Annotated in this window: 18 protein-coding genes and 1 pseudogene; 12 read left to right on the top strand and 7 right to left on the bottom strand. The window is 50.2% G+C overall.

The window, feature by feature from the left end; all coding sequences use genetic code 11:
• Nucleotides 1-146: 146 nt before the first annotated feature.
• Nucleotides 147-656 (bottom strand): Lrp/AsnC family transcriptional regulator, encoded by a 510-nt coding sequence (locus JMI88_RS28170; RefSeq protein WP_201365284.1) that lies wholly within the window; start codon nt 654-656, stop codon nt 147-149.
• An 88-nt stretch (nt 657-744) separates the two neighbouring features.
• Here JMI88_RS28170 and JMI88_RS28165 point away from each other — a divergent pair, with 88 nt between their 5' ends.
• From JMI88_RS28165 to JMI88_RS28150, 4 genes and pseudogenes are all read left to right on the top strand, one after another.
• A complete protein-coding gene (locus JMI88_RS28165; protein WP_201365283.1) occupies nt 745-1656 on the top strand; it encodes an EamA family transporter in 912 nt (303 codons plus the stop codon).
• A gap of 28 nt (nt 1657-1684) precedes the next feature.
• Nucleotides 1685-2632: pseudogene (locus tag JMI88_RS40920) on the top strand (LLM class F420-dependent oxidoreductase).
• A 256-nt stretch (nt 2633-2888) separates the two neighbouring features.
• A complete protein-coding gene (locus JMI88_RS28155; protein WP_201365282.1) occupies nt 2889-4103 on the top strand; it encodes an acetate/propionate family kinase in 1215 nt (404 codons plus the stop codon).
• Between the two features lie 177 nt (nt 4104-4280).
• Nucleotides 4281-5189 carry a hypothetical protein gene (locus tag JMI88_RS28150; RefSeq protein ID WP_201365281.1) on the top strand — a complete coding sequence of 303 codons (909 nt, stop codon included), beginning with the start codon at nt 4281-4283 and terminating at the stop codon, nt 5187-5189.
• Between the two features lie 292 nt (nt 5190-5481).
• On the opposite strand, the gene JMI88_RS28145 is transcribed toward JMI88_RS28150, so the two are convergent.
• The 3 genes from JMI88_RS28145 to JMI88_RS28135 all read right to left on the bottom strand — a co-directional run bounded on the left by JMI88_RS28145 (nt 5482) and on the right by JMI88_RS28135 (nt 8319).
• Nucleotides 5482-6105 (bottom strand): RNA polymerase sigma factor, encoded by a 624-nt coding sequence (locus tag JMI88_RS28145; RefSeq protein WP_236023103.1) that lies wholly within the window; start codon nt 6103-6105, stop codon nt 5482-5484.
• A 283-nt stretch (nt 6106-6388) separates the two neighbouring features.
• Nucleotides 6389-7342, bottom strand: a complete 954-nt coding sequence (locus JMI88_RS28140) for a Rieske (2Fe-2S) protein (RefSeq protein WP_201365280.1) — start codon at nt 7340-7342, stop codon at nt 6389-6391.
• A gap of 17 nt (nt 7343-7359) precedes the next feature.
• On the bottom strand, nt 7360-8319 hold the full coding sequence (locus tag JMI88_RS28135; protein WP_201365279.1) for a class I SAM-dependent methyltransferase: 960 nt from the start codon (nt 8317-8319) through the stop codon (nt 7360-7362).
• A gap of 330 nt (nt 8320-8649) precedes the next feature.
• Here JMI88_RS28135 and JMI88_RS28130 point away from each other — a divergent pair, with 330 nt between their 5' ends.
• The 3 genes from JMI88_RS28130 (at nt 8650) to JMI88_RS28120 (ending at nt 12154) form a co-directional block, all read left to right on the top strand.
• Nucleotides 8650-10023 carry a dihydrolipoyl dehydrogenase family protein gene (locus JMI88_RS28130; RefSeq protein WP_201365278.1) on the top strand — a complete coding sequence of 458 codons (1374 nt, stop codon included), beginning with the start codon at nt 8650-8652 and terminating at the stop codon, nt 10021-10023.
• A 222-nt stretch (nt 10024-10245) separates the two neighbouring features.
• Complete coding sequence (locus JMI88_RS28125) at nt 10246-11256, top strand: diacylglycerol/lipid kinase family protein (RefSeq protein ID WP_201365277.1); 1011 nt, start codon at nt 10246-10248, stop codon at nt 11254-11256.
• On the top strand, nt 11249-12154 hold the full coding sequence (locus JMI88_RS28120) for a phosphatase PAP2 family protein (protein ID WP_201365276.1): 906 nt from the start codon (nt 11249-11251) through the stop codon (nt 12152-12154). The genes JMI88_RS28125 and JMI88_RS28120 overlap by 8 nt, the downstream gene beginning before the upstream one ends.
• 67 nt (nt 12155-12221) lie before the next feature.
• Here JMI88_RS28120 and JMI88_RS28115 read toward each other — a convergent pair whose 3' ends face one another.
• The 3 genes from JMI88_RS28115 to JMI88_RS28105 form a co-directional block, all read right to left on the bottom strand.
• Entirely contained in the window at nt 12222-13796 is a 1575-nt protein-coding gene (locus JMI88_RS28115) for an MDR family MFS transporter (RefSeq protein ID WP_201365275.1), read from the bottom strand.
• Between the two features lie 138 nt (nt 13797-13934).
• Nucleotides 13935-14219 (bottom strand): DUF427 domain-containing protein, encoded by a 285-nt coding sequence (locus tag JMI88_RS28110; RefSeq protein ID WP_201365274.1) that lies wholly within the window; start codon nt 14217-14219, stop codon nt 13935-13937.
• Between the two features lie 207 nt (nt 14220-14426).
• A complete protein-coding gene (locus JMI88_RS28105; RefSeq protein WP_201365273.1) occupies nt 14427-15689 on the bottom strand; it encodes a serine/threonine protein kinase in 1263 nt (420 codons plus the stop codon).
• Between the two features lie 523 nt (nt 15690-16212).
• Here JMI88_RS28105 and JMI88_RS28100 point away from each other — a divergent pair.
• From JMI88_RS28100 to JMI88_RS28080, 5 genes are all read left to right on the top strand, one after another.
• The gene (locus tag JMI88_RS28100) at nt 16213-16809 is read left to right on the top strand and encodes a PadR family transcriptional regulator (protein ID WP_201365272.1); all 597 of its coding nucleotides are present in this window, start codon (nt 16213-16215) and stop codon (nt 16807-16809) included.
• A gap of 40 nt (nt 16810-16849) precedes the next feature.
• Nucleotides 16850-18100, top strand: a complete 1251-nt coding sequence (locus JMI88_RS28095; protein WP_201365271.1) for an MFS transporter — start codon at nt 16850-16852, stop codon at nt 18098-18100.
• Nucleotides 18101-18240: 140 nt separating this feature from the next.
• Nucleotides 18241-18621: a hypothetical protein gene (locus JMI88_RS28090; protein ID WP_201365270.1), complete on the top strand. Its 381-nt coding sequence runs from the start codon at nt 18241-18243 to the stop codon at nt 18619-18621.
• A 246-nt stretch (nt 18622-18867) separates the two neighbouring features.
• Nucleotides 18868-19386 (top strand): pantetheine-phosphate adenylyltransferase, encoded by a 519-nt coding sequence (gene coaD, locus JMI88_RS28085; protein ID WP_201365269.1) that lies wholly within the window; start codon nt 18868-18870, stop codon nt 19384-19386.
• Nucleotides 19387-19592: 206 nt separating this feature from the next.
• A complete protein-coding gene (locus tag JMI88_RS28080) occupies nt 19593-20228 on the top strand; it encodes a hypothetical protein (RefSeq protein ID WP_201365268.1) in 636 nt (211 codons plus the stop codon).
• Nucleotides 20229-20438: the final 210 nt, after the last annotated feature.

The raw sequence follows: 20438 nt of genomic DNA, 5'->3' as shown, positions 1-20438 counted from the left end.
GGATACATGCCGCTCTCTTGCGAACGTGCGCTGACGCGCCCGAGCTGTTTCTTATGATGTGGTGCAGAAAATGTCATAAAAATATTTTCTGCACCACATCATAAGACTGTTTTGAGCACCGCAGGTGCAAAAATATTTTCGCTGGCCTACTCCGACGATAAGTCGTCGGATAACGGGAGCGGACGAAGAGGAACTGGTGAGGATTGGATAAGAGAGGTTGTCGTTGAGCCATATACAAGGAAGCAGTCGAGAAGCCGATCAAGCTGCTCAATGGAGGGAATATGTGCCTTGAGAATGAAACAATCTTCACCAGTTATGCGATGGCACTCAACAATTTCAGGAATCTGGCGGGCCAGTTCGGCAACTTTTGAAAGTTGTCCTGGATGTGGGCGGATACGAATGTAAGCAGCAATGGGGAGCCCAAGGGCTGCCGGATTCACCTCCAGGCGATATCCCTGGATCACGCCTGCCTCCTCTAAGCGGCGAACACGCTCGGTAACGGCCGGGGATGACATCCCGATCCTGCGCCCGAGCTCCGACATGGTCACTCGTGGATCATGATGCAGCTCTTCTAGTATCTGAACATTGACCTGGTCAATCTCTGCCTCTAACGGTTTATAAGTGAAGAGCTGCTTTTTCTTTAAATCTTGAGGCATAGAAGCTATATCTCCTCAAACTTGCCATGTATTTTCATCAATGTCTATTGTACCATAGAGACGCATGAAATCCAGGCAAGGAGGTAATATGTTTCAAGTGAAGAAAAAGAACATTGTGAACACGATGCCACCACATGTGTTCTTTTTCGTCAGTGCACTCTTCCACTATCTAGGACCTGCATGTGCGGTACTCCTCTTCTCCAGCGTCTCTGTGCTTGGAGTGGCGTGGTTCCGCATCGCCAGTGCGGCTGCTATTTTTGCGTTGTGGCGTCGACCATGGCGCATCTTCGCGGGGAGGTCTTGGGCACAGTGTCGCATCTTGCTTCCTCTAGGCATTGTGCTTGCTTTGATGAATGCCTGCTTCTATCTCGCGATCTCCCTCATTCCATTGGGAACGGTTGGAGCTATTGAGTTTATTGGCCCGATTGTCTTAGCGGCGCTCGGAGCGCGGACCCCTCGGAACATCAGCGCTCTGGTTCTAGCCGTGGGTGGTGGCTGGCTGCTCACTGATGTGCGCTTCAGCGGACAACCATGGGGATTTATATTCGCGTTTGCCAATTGCGCTTTCTTTACATTCTACGTTGTACTTGGCCATCATCTTGCGCAGAATGGAGGGGCGACGGGCATTGATCGGCTAGGGGTTGCCATGTTGATCGCGCTCGTGACCATGACTCCCATTGGGCTGTCGGGAGCGTTGCCTGCAATGGGACAGCCAATACTCATCCTGGCAGGCATTGGAGTCGGCATTTGCTCATCAGTGATCCCATATGTGAGTGATCAACTCGCCATGGCCCGCTTGCCAAGAGCAACATTCGCACTTTTTCTGTCCCTTTTGCCCGCCTCGGCCGCCCTTATCGGCGTTATCGTCCTGCGCCAGATCCCAACACTGCTAGAGCTGGCTGGTCTGCTCCTCGTCGCTGCTGGAGTCGCACTACACAAAGAGTCTGAAGCGCAACAAAAAACTATACGAAAAGCAAATAAGAAGCAAGGGAGCCAATAAGCTCTATATCAGAAAGGAAACGAATATCATGGCACTACAATTTGGCTTGCTTGCTCCTCAGGGCTGGACTATGGATCTGGCACATATCAACGAGCCTATCCAGGCCTACGAAACGATGACACGTGTCGCACAAACAGCTGACGAGGTGGGTTTTACGTCCCTCTGGCTGGTTGATCACTTTCACACTACCCCTCACCCAACGCAGGAAGTGACGTTTGAGTGCTGGATGAGTACAGCTGCGTTGGCACGTGATACCAGAAATATACGTATCGGCCAGATGGTCACGTGCAATAGCTATCGCCATCCCGCACTGCTTGCACAAATGGCGAGCACCGTCGATGCCATCTCACATGGTCGCCTCAACTTTGGCATCGGCGCAGGCTGGTATGAACACGAATATGGTGCCTATGGCTATAAGTATCCTGATAGCCCCGAGCGTCTGCGCCAGTTACGCGAGGCGGTTCAGGTCATTCTCACAATGTGGACGCAGGAGAAAGCGTGCTTCGAGGGCAAATACTATCAAGTGCGTGCGCCCCTTCACCAATCCCCAAATGTCCAGAACCCTCATATTCCACTGCTGATCGGAGGAAGTGGCGAATAGGTGACGCTCAAATTGGTAGCGCGGTACGCCGATGCCTGTAACGTAGGTGATGATCCGACCACAATGAAGCAGAAGTTGGCGGTGCTCAAAAAGCACTGCGCGGCCGTGGAACGTGACTACGAGAGTATTCATCGCACCTCGACCACACTTTGCCTGATGGCAGATAGTGATGAGCAGGCGCTGGAGCAGCTTCCTGCTGAACGCAAAGCCAGGCTCGGAAATAGAGTAAATACCACCCTGATTGGCAGTCCCGAAACGATTCGTCAGCGTCTCGCAGTGTATGAAGAAGCTGGCGTTCAGGAGCTACTGCTGCGTTTTATAGATGGCACCAATCTTGAGGCTCTGCGTCGCTTTGCCCAGGAGTTTATTGTGTAATCTCTTCCACTTCATCGGGAAAGCATAGTTGTGAGCGAAACATCCCAGATCTGGTAGCAACTATACCGTTGAGCTTCACCTGCCTTCGCAGACCTTGCTCTCTTAACTGCGAAGGCCTATACTCAAACAGGACATGTACTATTGCCAGTACCTAATTGAGCATTCAAAATCTGCAATCGTCACAGTTGCTGCGCATAGAACGTGCTATAGATAGATTGTAGTTTGTATAGCTCACTCCTGAGAGAGGACCCTTTGTATGAAAATTCTGGTTTTTAATGCCGGGTCAAGCAGCCATAAAAGTAGTTTATACGAAGTAGCAGGTCATTTGCCCACCACGGCGCCTGAGCCTCTATGGGAAGCGCAGGCAGATTGGACAAAAGCTCAGGGCAAAACCGATCTCACGATAAAAGCTCACGGTCAGACTACCGATCAAGAACTGGCGACCGATACGCGCACAGAGGTCATCAATCAGACGCTCAAAACGCTCTGGAGTGGCGACACAAAGGTGATCAATGATCTCTCAGAGATTGCCGTGGTGGGACATCGCATTGTACATGGCGGCCCGGATTTTACGGCCAGCGTACACATCGATCAACATGTCAAAGATAGTATTCAAAAGCTCGCCGTATTTGCTCCGCTGCATAATCCAGCTAACCTGGAAGGCATAAGAACGATCGAGGACCTCAAACATGACATTCTACAGGTGGCAGTGTTTGATACTTCATTCCACCGGCAGATGCCCATCGAAGCAAAAGTCTATCCCGGTCCATATGAGTGGTATGAGCAAGATATCCAACGCTACGGTTTTCATGGCATTAGTCATCAATACTGTGCCCGTCGCAGCGCCCAGGTACTCGGCAAGAATGTCGAAGAGCTACGCCTGGTCAATTGCCACCTCGGCAACGGCTGCTCATTGGCCGCCATCAAGAACGGGCGCAGCGTCGACACCACCATGGGCTTCACGCCACTGGAAGGCCTGATGATGGGTACGCGCTCCGGCTCAATCGATCCTAGCATCTTAATCTATCTAGAACGAGAAAAAGGCTATAACGCAGACAAGCTGGATCAAATGCTTAACAAACAATCGGGCCTCAAGGGCATCTCTGGTATTTCTAGCGATGTCCGTGCTATTCGTGAAGGTATTCGAGCAGGCAATCAGCGTGCTAAGCTGGCGCTCGATATCTTCATCCATCGCCTGCGCTCCGCCATTGGCAGTATGGTTGCCACCCTTGGCGGCATCGATGTGCTGACCTTTACCGGAGGTATAGGTGAACATGACCAGGCTACTCGGGCCAGCACCTGTGAGGCCTTTGGTTTCCTGAACCTGAAGATAGATCAGAAGAAGAATAACGCCTCACCAGTTGATGTAGACATTTCCACTCCAGACTCTGCGGTACGTGTTCTGGTCATCCATACGCAAGAAGATTGGGAGATCGCCCGCGAATGCTGGCACATTGTACAGAAAAAATAGCGCGCAAACTGGTAAATGCACAAACTGGTAAATATAGAATCCAGGGCCATCGATCTCTCAGTCGTACCTGTATACTAAATGAAACTACAAGCGTAGTTAGAGCGTGCTTATAGTAAGCAGTACGATACAAAAAATAATAATTTTCAATATAGCACTCAGCAAGCGAAAGGAGGGCGTATGACTAATCTATTAGATCGCTTCACATCTAGCCCATCGCAGACAAAATACGAACGGGCACAAGACAAATATAAGCAGGCCCAGGATTCAGCGCAATCGACGTATGAGAACCTCAAAGATGCAGCACAGGCAGCATACGAGGCCACCAAAGATGTTGCGCAATCAACCTATGGTGTTACCAAAGATACAGCCCAGTCAACTTACGGTAATGTAAAGTCCGGTTTGACCAGGACACAGGGTGCTATTCTGGCCGGAGCCGGCACAGCTGGCCTCCTGCTTAGGGAGAAGCAGAAACAGAATCAGAAGAACCTGAAACGTCTGCGCAAAAACCAGAAGAAAACTCAGAAAAAATTTTTGCTCTTCCAGTCAAAGGCTCAAAATAAGGTTAGTTCCCGCTGGGATAAAACTCAGGATGCTCTTTTAAGCGGTGCCGCGCTGGCTCAAGATGTTCTTGGAACTGGTACTCATAAAGCACAAGACATTCTGGGGGTCGGCACAAATAAAGCGCAAGATGTTTTAGAGACCAGCACTCAGTTGGCACAGGAGCTGTTTGAGAAGAACAGCAAGAAAGCTCAGAAAAATCTGAAGCAGGCTCAGAAAAAACTGAGTCACCTGCAAGATAATATCCAGGAGAATGTGGGAACGGCCCAGGAAATCCTGAGTAAGAGCACGAAACAGGCGAATAAAAGCTTGAAGAAAGCCGCCTCAAACGCCAAAGATTTTTCTGAATCTGTTCAGGATCAGTATGAGCACTACCAGCGTAAGCGCAAGCGGGCAAAAACCCTGTTCCGCCTGGGCTTGCTCGCAGGTATTGTTGCAGCGCTGTTTTATACTCCCATTGCGGGTTCAGAAGTGCGTAGCCGCATTGCTGCCCAGTGGGCTAAATATCGCGTATACCTCGGCATCTAACTATGCCTGACAGGCATTTGTAATAACCAAAAGGGCGCTCTGCTAATGCAGAGCGCCCTTTTGGTGTGGTGAAAGCGATGCGGTTCGTGCCTGCGACCCCTGACACTACGCTCCTTCAGAGCTCAAAACAGGTTTAATTGATGAAACCACACATTCCTAGTAATTGGGGGATGCACTCTTTTTACATGAGATCGCCACGACAGGTATACTCATCAGCGGGATATTGATCTTATCAGGGGTTTGCGCAGCCAGATCTGGCAACTTATGAACCAACCTCCCCGGAGAGAACCGCTTAAATATACGTAGTTTGTGCCTGCGCACCCAGGATCTTCCGCAAGAGAACCTTGGCCCGATGAAAATATGTCTTGGCGGTAGCTTCTGGCATAGACAGCACCTTTCCGATCTCAGAAAAACTTAGCTGCGAAGCATAGCGCAAAACGACGACCGAGCGAAACTTGGGCGGCAATGATTCAATCGCTTGCTGAAGATGTAGTTGGAGATCGTGGCGTTCCATCAATTCCTCAGGCAAGGGTCCTGGATCAGGAATATCACTCAACGCGGAAAATTCTCCATCAGCGTTTTCCACCTCTAACTGAGAAAAATGGATGGCGTAACGATGGCGTCGTCGCAACTCATCAACGCAGCAATTCCGCGCAACCTGGAACAGCCATGACTTAAACGGCTCACCGGTCCCCAGTTTTGGTAGTGAAATGTAAAAACGCAAGAACACCTGCTGGAGGACATCACAGGCCAGGTCATAGTCACCCAGGAAGCGACAGATAAAATTAAAGAGAGGAGTATGATATCTGCGTACCAGCAGCTCAAAGGCACGTTGATCTCCATCTAGAATCATCTGGGCCAGTATAGCATCAGAAAACTCTATCGAGGAGGATTTCATAAATTCTTGAGTTTGCACGGGTAACCTCTTCGTTTCTGAATGGATTCATATCCTAGTGACCATTCTCTTTTTATAGATACTAGCATATACTCTTCAAACGATAATTACAATGGAATTTGTATCAAATAAAACTCTAGTTTTCTATTAAAAGTCACAAAAAGGTAAGCCCTGAGCGAGATGGAGAATTTTTTGAGGGTGAATTTTGCCTGCAGCCTGGGGCGCGGCTCGAGGCTCGATATACAACATAAAAATGGGCCATACATGTATGGCCCATTAACAAAAAGGAAACAGAAATTTTGATTTAAGCGTGTTCTAAGCGTCGCAGTTCAATTTTACCATCACGAACGCGTACCGCAAAGGTAGGCTGCGCATAAACAGCCGGACTATTCATCACACAACCATCGCTCATACGGAAGCCCGAATTATGCCAGGGACAATGCACAACTCCATCTTCATAGCTGCCCTCATCCAATGGTCCACCCAGGTGAGAGCACGTAGCAGCGATTGCATTTATAGTTGATCTATCTTTAAGCAGAACCACTGGCATGCCTTCTACGTCTACGCGAGTTAGCTTGCCTTCAACCAGATCTTTTTCATCCATCACCGCCACAAACTCATCGGGACCGCCCTCAGGAATGACGCGATTCATCCCAATACCATTTGAATAGGCCAGTTCTCCGCCAAGGTAGGAAGAATAAAGGATCAGCGCATAGGCAGTACTGGCCAACGCAATGGCTGTGCGGCGCTGTCCAGACAGGCGTAAGAGAGCTGAGGAAAGATTTAAGACGGTCGCGCCGCCGTTCAGTACAGCATGCAGCATGCCGGTCCGCTGCTCCTGCCCATCTGTATCCACCCAGTTCGCCAGGCCTGTCGCGGCCGAACCCGCCGCGCCCACCAGGCCTAACCACATCATCATGTCGGCGCTGCGAGCCATGCCCTCATCGTCATCACTTCCCAGCCAGGCCAGGTCAAAAACCAGGGCCGAAGTCCAGGCGCCAATAGGAATCGCCACCAACGCTGGATGAACAGGATGGCCCAACCAGACGCCCACCAGAAAATCCTTCACGCGATACGTCGTATCTTTAGGATTACCAAATATTGATTTAGACCAGCTTTGCAAGGGAGTAGACAGCTTATCTAGCCAGGGCATACTCGCAACCAGTTTAGCGCTATAGTGACGCAGCAACGGTGACCTTGGTGGCGTATTCATCCAGCTAGTAGTTGTTCCATTCTGCTTTGTCGTATCTGCAACCATATCTAAGTCTTCCTTTCTTATACCGCGAGCCAAAAGTAGTCCCGTGGCGGATTCATGCCAATTATAGAAAAGGGAATTTCTGGTTTTTGGGCTTTTTGTAAGTAGTGCAAGACATCGGGATTATGGGCATAAAAGAGCCTGGCACAGCGCAGGGCGCTTTCAAACGAGCGAAAATGGACGTACATCTCTTCCTGGATGGGCAAAGAGACGTACTGAAAGCCATGCGCGGCAAGCCACTGATGGTCTTCTGTGCGCGGCCAGACAATAATGATTTTGCCACCAGGCCTGGTAACACGGCGTAGCTCAAGCAATCCAGACTCACCACCCTGATCTTCTAGCGCGGTAAACGCCGAGCAGGAAAGCGCAGTATCCACACAATGATCGGCCAGCGGTAATTTATTAAAGCGACCAGCAGCCGGGAATATAGATCGCTCCAATCCGCGATCTATGATCTTTTTGCGCAGGATACGCAATAAACCAGGTGATGGTTCAACAGCATGAACCCGGGTGGCACCATAGCGCAGATATTCAAACGAAGCTCTTCCACTACCAGCGCCGGCATCCAGCACGATTTTGCCAGCCAGATCGGACTGAATAGATTGGAAAATGCCTTCATGCAACCGCTCCCCCACCGTCAACTCCTCATACAAGTCAGGCGTTTTCCAATAGATGAGCTCCCAGAACAAGCTATTCAAGGTTTGACTGCGAGCCTGTTCAATTTCCTGCGAAGAGAGAGGCTGTTGTAACTCCTGCCGAAACTGCTCCCGCTGTTCCTGGGGAATAGCTTGCATGATATGCGTTATCAGTACAGGTGAAACATTATGCAGGCTATCCGCCAGCAGACGACTGGACAACTGAGCATGGCTACACGCTAGCATGTTGTGCATGGTTTCGGCATCAAAAACCTGTAAATCTTCGATATGAAATGGATTTTCAAACAAAACCCCGGATTGAGCAGATGAGTCGCTACTGGCCATGGATCATCCCTTCTTCACACTACATCGTCCTGTGTTGTCTCACACCATCAGCACTACAACCAATTCTCATCATCGGCTGGAGAGGAATCATCTAAATGAAATGTTGCTACCTATTTGTCGTACGCCATCCCAAAACAAAAAGTTTCTGTAAAAGTTAAGCCACCACACAACTCTCAGGAAATTTTTATGTAATCTATGTAATCTTCTATAGAAGGACATTACTATATCACAAAATCGAGATCGCAGGCCAGTTGAAACCAGCCTGTCAGGCTAACGCGTGTGATATGTTGTCATAGGTAAAATGATAAAAGATTAAGGAGGAAATGCGGGATGGCTGATAAGACATATGATCTCATTGTTATTGGCGGTGGCGCAGCGGGTAGTACGGCGGCTAACACGGCGGCCGCCATGCAGAAACATGTAGCGCTGATCGAAGCTGACAAACTGGGAGGCACCTGTCTGAACTATGGCTGTGATCCCACCAAAACACTGTTACAAATCGCCACTATGCTCCATCGGTCCCGCTATGCGCAACGCTACGGACTATCTATTCCGGCGGCAACATTTGACTGGCAGCAGGTACAGGATTATGTACAAAGCGTGATCACACGCATTCGCGGCGGTTCATTGGCTGAGGCGGATGCTTCTCTTAAAAAACAGGGAATTGATGTTTTTCATACTCGTGCTGCATTTACCTCATCACATACTATCTCAGTCGAGGACCAGACACTCTACGCAGAAAAAATTATCGTCGCTACCGGTACCAGCAATCAGTGCCCACCCGTAAGAGGATTGCAGGAGATCGGCTATATCACCAACAAAGATGCGGTATATCTGCCGCAATTGCCCGGCAGCCTGGCGATTATCGGCGCCGGACCGATTGGGCTGGAATTCGCTCAGCTCTTCCAACGCTTTGGCGTACAGGTCACGGTGCTGGAACATAATACACAGTTGCTTAATAAAGAGGAGCAAGAACAGGCGGACCAGCTCTGCGATATTTTAAGCAGTGAAGGCATCAAGCTGGCAACCGGGATAGAGCTCAATCAGGTCGAACGAGCCGCAAGTGGTCAGAAACAGCTCATCTATCAGGAAGATGGCGCACAAAAGCAGTTAGCGGTTGACGAGATCCTCCTCGCCACCGGACGACGGCCCAATCTGGATGGACTCAATACAGAGGCGGCTACTATCCATACTACCGAAAAAGGTATTAGCGTTGATGCCACGTTGCGCACCTCTGTTTCCCATATCTGGGCGGCCGGAGATATCACGGGCGGCTATCAATACACCCATGTTGCCAGTGATCAGGGACGACTGGCCGCCAACAATGCATTCGCACCTACGCCCCAACCCTTTACCGACCAGGCCATTCCATGGGTAACCTATACAGATCCTCCTCTGGCCCATATCGGCAAAACAGAAGCCGAACTACGGGACGAAGGGTGTAGCTACAAAGTGGCCCGACTTTCATTTGAAGAGAATGAGCGCGCCATTATGAATGGGCGCACCAGCGGATGCCTCAAATTACTCACAGATGAGAACGGCATCATTCTAGGTGGACACATTCTGGGTGAGCGAGCAGATGATCTGCTGGCACAGATAGTGTTGGCCATGAAGACAGGCATTTCAGTGCAAACGCTGGCCCATACCATTCTACCCTATCCAACGCTAAGCGAGGCTGTACGCTGGACAGCAGACCGTCTTTAACATAGCTCACTAGAGGCAACAGCAGGCAACTTGAGGCTAACTCGTCCGTTTAAGCGTGTATTACATGAGGCCACGTTGCTAGGGTGCTGTTGTGCAGTGTCGTGTATAAGAGATCGCCCCTGGACATGCAGCTATAGGTAAGTGCATTTGTATTACACATACAGTTTCATTGAAAAACTGCAAACTTATAACGAAAGTTATGCGTGAATAAGGAATCATCTTATGCGTACTGTACTGATCCTCAATCCGACTTCAGGTGATTCGGCCCTGGCAACAAACCATAATACCCTGGATGACAGCAAAGAATTGATCCTGGCCTCTTTACGCACGTATAATATAGAGCCCACCATACTCTATACAACGGTAGAGGATCCAGGTACCGGGCTGGCACGCAAAGCTGCCGAAGAGGGGGCGGATATCGTAATCGCGGGCGGCGGTGATGGTACACTGCATGCCGTTGCCAATGGATTAATCAATACTAATAGCGCCCTGGGTATCCTTCCTATGGGTACAATGAATAATATTGCCCGCAGCCTGAATATTCCAGAAGATATTGAAAAGGCGTGTGAGATCATTGCAGAGGGTTCCACTAGCCGTATCGATGTGGGAAAAATCAATGATCACATCTTCTTAGAAGTAGCCGGCATTGGACTGGAAGCGGCCCTCTTTCCAGCCGCGGAAGAACTCAAGAGTAAAGGTCTGGTCTCAACACTACGTGCTGTTGTAGATGGATTACGTACACTCTTTACATTTTCACCAACGCGTTTTACTGTTACTTTTGACAATAAGAGGCGTCGCCGGGTTCATGCCATCCAAATCAGTGTCTGCAATTCGCCCTACTATGGAGCACGTTTGCAGTTCGCACCTAAAGCAATGATGGATGATGGACTGCTCGACGTGCTCATCTATCGACGCTTTAACAAGTTAGACTATATTCGTCACGCCATCTCAATCAGTCAGGGGAGACGGGCACTGGAACAGAAGGTCAGCCGGCATAAAGTAAAAACTATGTATATTCAGTCAGAACAACCGGTAGAGATTCACGCTGATGGAGAGCAACAAGGCTATACCCCGGCGCTGATCGCTATTCAAACCGGTGTCTTACAGGTGCGCGTACCGAAAAAGGTGGCCACAGGCCCTAATATAACGCAGCCGGAACACAAGAAGAGAAAAATATATCAGCGAGCTGCCAGACGCGACCAAAGCGAAGAGAAAGGTTCTGTATATGTTTAAATTCAGCCGTAAACCAACCCGAGAAGCACAGCCAGAGCAACCCACTACTAACACAAAAGAACGACAACCAGAGCCATTACCACAAGTCAAGTTACCAGAGGTACAGATGCCGCCAGTGATGACTGAAGCGCAACGGGTAGCGGCCCAGACCTCTGTCTCGGGCCGCCGCGCAGTCTCGCGCGGCACCATGTTTATGGCCTTTTACCTTTGGATTTTATCGGGGGCCGTGATACTTTCCTTGATCGCGCAACGCACCCAGTTTTTTCCTGGAGACAGGTCGATTACGGCCCGGCTGCAGAAGTATCGCAATCCCTGGCTGCGCCGCTTCTTCTTTGGTGTATCAGAAATTGGCTTTGTTCAATATGCTTTGCCACAAACGCTGGGGATTGCCGGCATCTTCTGGGCACTTCGTTTCCGGCTTGAAGCATTATTTATCCTGCTCACCTCATCCGCCACGCTGCTCAACGCTATTGTGAAACGCGTAATCAAACGTCCCCGGCCAACACAGGAACTGGTCACCGTAGTAAAAGTCATCAACGAACCCAGTTTTCCCAGCGGCCACGTCATGTACTACACCAATTTTTATGGCCTGCTCATCTACTTGCTGGCCACGAACTGGCGCTCAGGTCGTATTCGCAACCTGCTGATCGGCATCTGTACCCTGTTAATCGCCTGCATTGGACCGTCACGCATCTATCTGGGCGCGCACTGGCCCAGCGATGTAGCCGCTGGCTATATCTATGGGGGCCTGTGGTTTAGCGGAGTTATGGCGCTGTACCTGCGGATCAAAGCCTGGTTACATCCCTGGAAGGGGAAAGCACCAGAGGCAGCTAAACCACTGCAACAACCCGGCGATACCCCCGATAAAGAGGCCAAAGAAGAGGCTGAACGCGATTAAAAGCCACAAAATAAAAAAGAGCCTGCCAAGATGGTTATAGACCAGTGGCAGGCTCTTTTTTGCTCAATTAACCCATGTGTGGCATTACCATATCTGAGGATGCCTGAGCTTCGGCTGCAGCGTCGGCCTCGGGCTCAGCTTTATACATATACTGGTCAGCGCGACCACCGGGCAGCCAGAACATAGCAACCAGTCCGATCACCGCCATCACAAACAGCAGCAAGTAGACCCAGAATAAGCTCTGAGACAGGGCCACCTGGAGTTGATTGAGCAATCCCGAAGCGAGAGAAGATCGTACATCGGGCGTCAATAACACATTGGCTGGCGAGATTCCTTTAGGCAGGTGTTGCAGCACCTGCTGATAGTGAGCAAAGATAGGCGTGAAATGCAGGGCCATCTGCACGTTGAGAATCGATCCCATAATAGCCACGCCCACCGTACCCCCGATAGTACGGAAAAACTGGGTGGAAGCGGTAGCAACCCCACGCAAACTCCAGGGGACCGCATTCTGTACAGAAAGGATGTAGGCAGAACTGGAGAAGCCCAGCCCGGCACCAATCAAAACCATGGCCACGATGATCATCGGCAAACCGACTTGAGGCGTAAACGCCACCACTATTCCCATACCAATCAGAGTCAGTCCGGTTCCCACCAGAGCTGTAATGCGATAGCCATAACTCAAAACGACCTTGCCGCTGACGGTGGCGGCAATAGGCCAGGCTAGCAACAATGGTCCAAGGATAATACCTGCGTCTGTGGCGCTGCCGCCTTTAACGCCCTGCATAAACAGCGGCACATATGAAGTGATGCCGAACATAATCGTACCTAGCACCACACCACCAATGCTCGAAATGACAATGATGCGATTTTTAAACAAATCCAGTGGCAGGATAGGTTCAGCAGCACGCCGTTCTTCGTACAGAAACCAGCCCAGCAGCAGGATCGAGATAGCGAACAGGCTGATACTCTGCCATGAGGCCCAGGACCAGCTGGTACCGCCCTGCAGGACGGCAAAGAGCAAGGCAACAATACCACCACTTAATGTCAATGTCCCAATGTAGTCCAGTTGATGTTTTTTACGCTCGACCTGTTCTTTCAAGGCAAACATCAACATGATGGCGGACAACACCCCAAAAGGCACATTAATAAAGAAGACCCAGCGCCACGAGGAATGGTCTACGATTAAGCCACCCAGCGCAGGACCCACAATACTGGATAAGCCCCAAACACCACTGAACAATCCCTGCACCCTGGCGCGCTCTTTTAAGGCGAAAATATCCCCAATAATAGTTAAAACAATTGGCTGTACCGCACCAGCGCCCAACCCCTGGATAGCACGAAAAATGATCAATTGCACCATAGTCTGGGAGAAACCAGAAGCTATCGAACCAATTAAAAATACTATCGATCCAAATAAAAAAAGTGGCTTACGACCATAGAGATCAGCCAGTTTGCCGTAGATAGGCACTGTTGTCGTTGAGGTCAGAAGATAAGCGGAAAACACCCATGAATAGAGGGTGATGCCTCCAAGTTTACCCACGATGCTGGGCATAGCTGTTCCAACAATGGTGGTATCCAATGCGGCCAGGGCCATGCCCAACATCAAAGCGATCGTCACAATAATTTTGGCATTTCTGGTCATACATACATTCCTGACTATACTACCTTTCCCATCCAATAAAACCTGCTTACCTAAACACTATTCGTGGATGATTTATTCCTTACCACTTACAGCAATACAATCAAACAGACCAGATTAGCAGCGCATCGGCGAGGACGCTCAAGCCTCTACATCAACGCCACGCCAGAAAGCGACATAATCTTTGATCTGGCGTGCGGCATCCTTGGGCTCAGGATAAAACCAGGCTGCGTCTTTGTTGGCTTCCCCATTCACTTCAATAGTGTAATAGCTGGCCAGCCCTTTCCAGGGGCAGGTAGTATGGGTACTACTCTCTTTAAAATATGCCCGCTGAACAGAATCCGGTGGAAAGTATTGGTTGCCTTCAACCACAATACATTTATCGCTTTCCGCCAGCGTAACACCTTTCCAGGTTGCTTTTGGCATCAGAACTCTCCTTCAGTTATCCTCTACCAGTAAAGAGGAGGCTACAAATACAACAACACACCATATCATTGTACATCTTTAACACGACGAAACGATGGAAAATGGCGAGCAAATCAAGCATGATTCTATTGAGGAAACGAAATCATCAACTAATATAGGTCAATTTGGGGCTTCTGACCACCAGGCATATTTTTTATACATTCTGGGTCAGTAGGATTTTTCGCGCCAGATTCCTGTCATGGAACGCATAAAATTGAGCATACGCCCCCATGCGACCGGCACAACCTCAGCTATGGGAGGCGTTGACACGAGCTGGGGCGCAAAAGAGGAGGCCGGATGCAATAATCTGGCTTGCTCGACTCTGGCAGCATTACGCTGTAGAGGTTGTTGAGGCAATTGAGCTCGCTTCGGGCCACTTGAGAATGGGCGCAATGGATGGGCCGCCCGGACAGGAGAAGAATGCTGGGCGGGTGGCTGGCGATTACCGTGCTGAGAAGCTTTGACAACTTTGCCGGCTGCGATACGCTGCAGCTCGCGCTGGATGTTCCCCATGCTGCTCGGACGTCGCTTGGGATCCAGTTCCAGCATACACTGGATCAATATTTTGAGCTGCGGATGGTTGGGTAGATCCAGGTGCTTTGGTCCAAAGGGAGAGATCGAAGGGTCAATACCGGTAATTAGCTGATAAAGCACAATACCCAGGCTATAGACATCGGCCTGAGGCGTTGTCTGTGCGCGGCCATATTGCTCAGGGGCCGCGTATCCCGGAGACCCCAGGGCGATAGTATCTTTGGCCTTGCCCTGCTTAAAATGGCGCGCGATACCAAAGTCAATCAAATAGATTTGTCCTTCCGGCGTACGCATGATATTTGAGGGTTTGAGATCGCGAAAGATGATGGAGGGCCGGCGCGTATGCAGAAAGCTCAGTACAGTTGCCAGTTGGATACCAATCTGGATCACCTTATCGACGGGGAGCGAGCCGCCACGATGGCGCACATAGCTTTCTAGCGTCTCGCCCTCGATATAGCTCATTACCAGATACCAGTTACCATGCTCAGAAAAATAATCGTAAATGCTCGGGAGATTAGATTGGGTCAGGGTCGCTAACAATACAGCCTCGCGCTTAAAGCCATCCGCCGCCTCCGCCAGTTCCTGAGGACTCAAACCATGCTGGATCATCTCCTTGACAGCTACCTGCCGATCCATAAATTCAGTATCAATGGCTCGGTAGACCTTCCCATAACCACCCGATCCAATCTGCTCTACAATCCGATAGCGTTGCTTGAGCAAGATATTGATCTGTAACGACTGCGGTGTAACCGCCTCCATATGTGCCGAGGTCGTTGTTAACGCGGGAGTGGAGCTATCGGTTTGAGTATTGAGACGATGCCCGCAGACGCGACAAAATTTTGCGTGGAGCGGGTTTTCCCCGCCGCATTCCGCACAGAATAGATGTTTGTCCTTCCCCATGAACAACTATCTCCTCAAGAACATCTCATGTAGAGAGCACGCCTTTTCCTGGTGACGCCAATACATCAACACAATTCTATACAGAAACGTAAAAGGTCAGCGGAAAGTTTCTATGTGTTGAGCTTTTTACCCCAGTGTGGCGCAGGTCATACACCATATTGTCACTCCCTTTTGCTTTAGCGCCAGAACAGTTCAGCCATAAAAATTAGCTATTTTCTTCTATAGTACTTGTATGATATAGTAATTCTGCTCAATTTACTATGGTCTAGTTCACATTTTGATGAAGTTGATGACCCTTCAAGCCGCTTCTCAACAGAGACTCCGAGAGGTCGTTTCATACACCAAAGGAAGAAAATTGGGCGCAAGGCCAATACATTTCACATCATATCAACCAAACGAAAGCCCCAAGAAAAACAGGATGCCCTGGCGGGTATCCTGTTTTTCTTGGGGCTGATCATTGATCTTGACTCGGGTGTTGGATGCTCGCTATAATCAAGTCAGATCTGACTAAACGGCGGTTACTATGTATAAACAGGTTATGTTGCTTGGTGTGCTACTTGAGAAACCGATGTATGGACAGCAGATTCGGGAATTCATCGAGGCACACCATGATTTATTTGCCAATCATATCAAGAAGCCAACTATCTATTATCAGCTGGATAGGCTGGTAGCGGATGGCTATCTTGAAATTCGACGCGAGACTGTAGAGGCTCCTGGCCCGGGGGCAGCACATGAGGATGTAGCTCTGCGCGAGCGGGATGTGTACTATATTACGGATCAAGGTAAAGAGTATTTCTCGACCCTGCTGCGCGACATGATCAGCAAGTTTACACCAGGTTTGAGCGAAGTAGACGCCTGCCTGTACTTTTTGCATCACCTGACAGCCGAGGAGGCCTGCGAGCTTCTCTATGAACGCCTCTTACTGGTTGAGGCCTATCACAGCACTGTTGTACAACTGAGGGATGCCAACCATACCTCGGATGCCGCCCACCAACTCGTAAATGATCATAAACTGGCATTGCTTGAAGCAGAGATGCGCTGGCTAAAACATACCATTGAGCAGATTACTATGGGGGTCTCGCGGCTTCCACATGCCGCACCAACCACGCATTCAGCCTGACAATGACAGTAGAGATTAGATATACAGGAGCTTAGCGAGCATGGAGCAAAAACGGCGGTCTCCGTTACTATTAATGGCATTGACCATCTTGATCGATTTTACAGGCTTTGGCCTCATTATTCCCCTGTTACCATTCTGGGCCGAACACCTGGGAGCTAACCCATTAGGGGTGGGGGCAATTGTCACCTCCTATGCACTGGCTCAATTTATATTTACGCCCGTGCTAGGTAGTCTATCCGATCGTTATGGTCGTCGCCCGGTCATTGTGATCTCTTTATTGATTGAAACGCTCTCGCTGGCTCTTACCGCGCTATCAGGGTCTTTGATTGTGCTACTCTTTGCCCGCTTTATTGGTGGGCTGGGAGCTTCAAATATTGGCTCGGCGCAGGCAGTGGTTTCTGATGTCACCTCGGCCAAGGATCGGGCGAAAGGCATGGGATTGATCGGAGCCTCAATCGGCATTGGCTTTGTGATCGGACCAGCCCTGGGAGGTATCCTATCTCCCATAGGCGCGACCATTCCATTCTGGGTGGCCGCGGCCATTGCTCTGGTCAATGCGCTCCTGGTTCTCTGCTTTTTGCCAGAAACGCAGACCAGGAATAGTCAGCAGTCAGCGTCTCCAGAGCGCAGGACAGGATCGATGAACCGTTTCAACGTCCTATGGACCGGCTGGCAGCGCGCCTGGAACGCTCCCATAGTCATGCGGCTGGTAATAGTCAACCTGCTCTTTATAATTGCCTTCACCTCGATGGAGACGATCTTCCCGCTCTTCTCACAACAGAAATTCGGCTGGAACTCTACGCAAAATGCTTACGTATTCACCTATGTTGGTTTCATCGTCGTCCTGATGCAGGGAGGGCTGGTCGGTCGACTGGTCAAACGTTGGAATGAACAAAAGGTTATGCTGGCCGGACTCTTACTGTTAGCCATTGGCCTGGTGACCCTGGCATTTAGCCACCAGATTGCGTTAGTATTGATTAGTGTCGGGCTGTTGAGTATTGGAGATGGAGCGATCAGTCCTACTATCTCAACGCTACTCTCATTCGCCAGTCCAGTTGAAACGCAGGGCGAGATGCTTGGTCTGGCTCAAGGCGTAGCTGGCCTGGGTCGCGTCATTGGACCCATGATCGCAGGCAGCATTGACACCCTTAGTAGTCCCGGCATTCCGTTACTACTGGGAGGACTTATTGTCCTGCTGGCGGCCATCGTAGCTATGCCAATTCTTACCAGAATTCATCGTCCGGAAGAAAAGCTAGAAGCCGCGGCCGTCGAGGCCACAGCTTCCAGATAACGCATCCGTTTCGGAAAAGGAGTTGTCTGCTCAAGCAGCGGCCAGTTCCCTATAAATAATATAATGCGATAGCGCGCCTGGAGGAATGCTCCAGGCAACTTGAAACGCTCATGATCAAGCGTATTTTAAGGAGTTTTATTGTGATTGTACGTATCGGTATTATGGCACTGCGCATCTGTGTCTTACTTGCACTTATTTTAGGCGTCTTACTGTGGGTCAATCTGATTCCAGGCGGCATCGTCATGATCCACATGCTGCTGGGACTGCTGGCCATGATCTCGCTCTGGCTGCTGGCCTTTGGCATTGGAACCGCCCCCAAGGGCCGTAACATGGGGCTGGCCATCGGAGCCTTTGTGATCGGCCTGTTATTGCCCATCGTAGGCCTGGGACAGCTCAGCTGGCTTAGCCTGGGTTCAGCCCATGTCGTTATCCAGATTATCCACCTGCTTATCGGCTTGAGCGCGATCGGTATTGGTGAGGCAATTGCGGGCCGCTATAAACGCGCCAATAAGCTGGCCTAACACACCAGTTTCCACATCTACTCCCCTGTATGTGCTGGCTAAATGGAGCACATGCAGGGATTTTCTTTGTTCAGGGCCAGCAACGTGTCGGATACGCGATCCCTGGCATCGGTTTTGTGCAAGAATGGGCTTCTTGAAAGTTGTTCGGCTATTGCCGAACCGCGTCGAATATGTTTTAATGTCTGTATCCATTTTGCAAAGCCTTCATAAATAATTTTAAGCACAAGCGTCAGCAAAGGAGCTTATGTGAGTCAGCAGGAATTGCGTCACCGCCTCGCTGTCTATCCAGGCAGCTTTGATCCACTAACTAATGGACACCTTGACATTGCCCATCGAGGAGCTCGCCTCTTCGATGAATTAATAATAGCGGTCTACACTTTCCCGGCTAAAAATCTGCTTTTCTCCGTTGATGAGCGGATAGCACTCTGGCAAACGGTCCTGGCCGAAGAGGGCCTGACCAACGTACGTGTCGAAAAATTTACTGGTTTATTAATTGAATACGTAAGATCGGTCGGCGGCCAGGCTATCATCCGAGGCCTGCGCTCACCCAACGATTTCGACGCAGAATTCCAGCAAGGGCTGATGAATCGCAAGCTAGCCCCCGAAATTGAGACCGTTTGCTTTATAACCAACCTGGAGCAGCTCTTTGTCAGCTCCTCGTTGTTAAAAGAGGTAGCCAAACTGGGCGGGGACGTCAAGGATATGCTTCCAGCACCGGTAGTGCAAGCGCTGCACCATAAATTCAATCAGACCAGTCCGGCCTGAGCGATTGGCTTTTCATAAGCAACTGGTCAGCAACACAGCCAGATAGTGCACAGCGGCCTCTAAGATTGCTCATGCAACTCTGCAACAGGCATGGCTATCTAATCGTAGAATAGATATAGATATCAGCCGTAACCTCTTCAAAAAGAGGCATCTCGCCAGGTCCGGAGGGGACACAGCGGCATGGGAAGGAGGCAAGGCACACTAATATGGATATTCTCTACCTTGTAGATCGCCTGGAGAACCTTGTCGCCAATAGCAAACGGATGCCATTAGTTAACCAGGTGATTCTCAAAGAGGCCGATCTTCTCACAATCATTGACCATATGCGAACATCGGTCCCTGGCGAAATCAAACAGGCGCGACGAATCATGCAGGAAAAAGAACGCATTCTGGCGCAGGCACAGACCGAAGCATCCACCATGCTGACCCGAGCCAGGGAGGAAAGCGAACGAACAATGGCACGCGAGGGACTCCTGCGTGCTGCTGAAGAGCGTTCACAGGAGATCATCCGGAGGGCAAACGATCAGGCACAGGCAATTGTACGACGCGCAGAGACCCACACCGACCAGATGCAGATCGAAGCCGACACGTATGCCTCCGAAACCCTGCGTAACCTGCGGGAACATCTCCTCAACGTTGAAATGGAAATCGAGCGCACCGTTATGAGTATTGAAAAAGGCCTGGACAGCCTGGAAGGCCGTCCCGAGGAAGAGTTAGAGGCCACGGCACCACCTGACATAGTAGAGCCAGACGATGACGATGATGCGCTCCAACCCCGCGCCCTACCACGGCGAGCTTCACTGGCCGCCGACACTATGGGCGGCCCCAATTATCCAATGTAATATAAGTAAAATGGCAGAGGCGTAAGGTCAGCAAGAGAGGTTCCCTCACAATTTTCTGGGACCAGAAGAGCCGCGCCAGCGGCGTTTTCCCCGGCCTGTTGCTGTAAACCTGGAATCGCAAACAGGACTTGACACCCTCTCATGCCTTGTCTATAATGAGCAGGCGCCAGAGAAGAGTAGGGGACAATTCGCCTTGCGCCAAAATGTATT

It is taken from the genome of Dictyobacter formicarum, from assembly GCF_016587435.1.
This window is presented reverse-complemented; position numbering and strand designations above follow the sequence as displayed.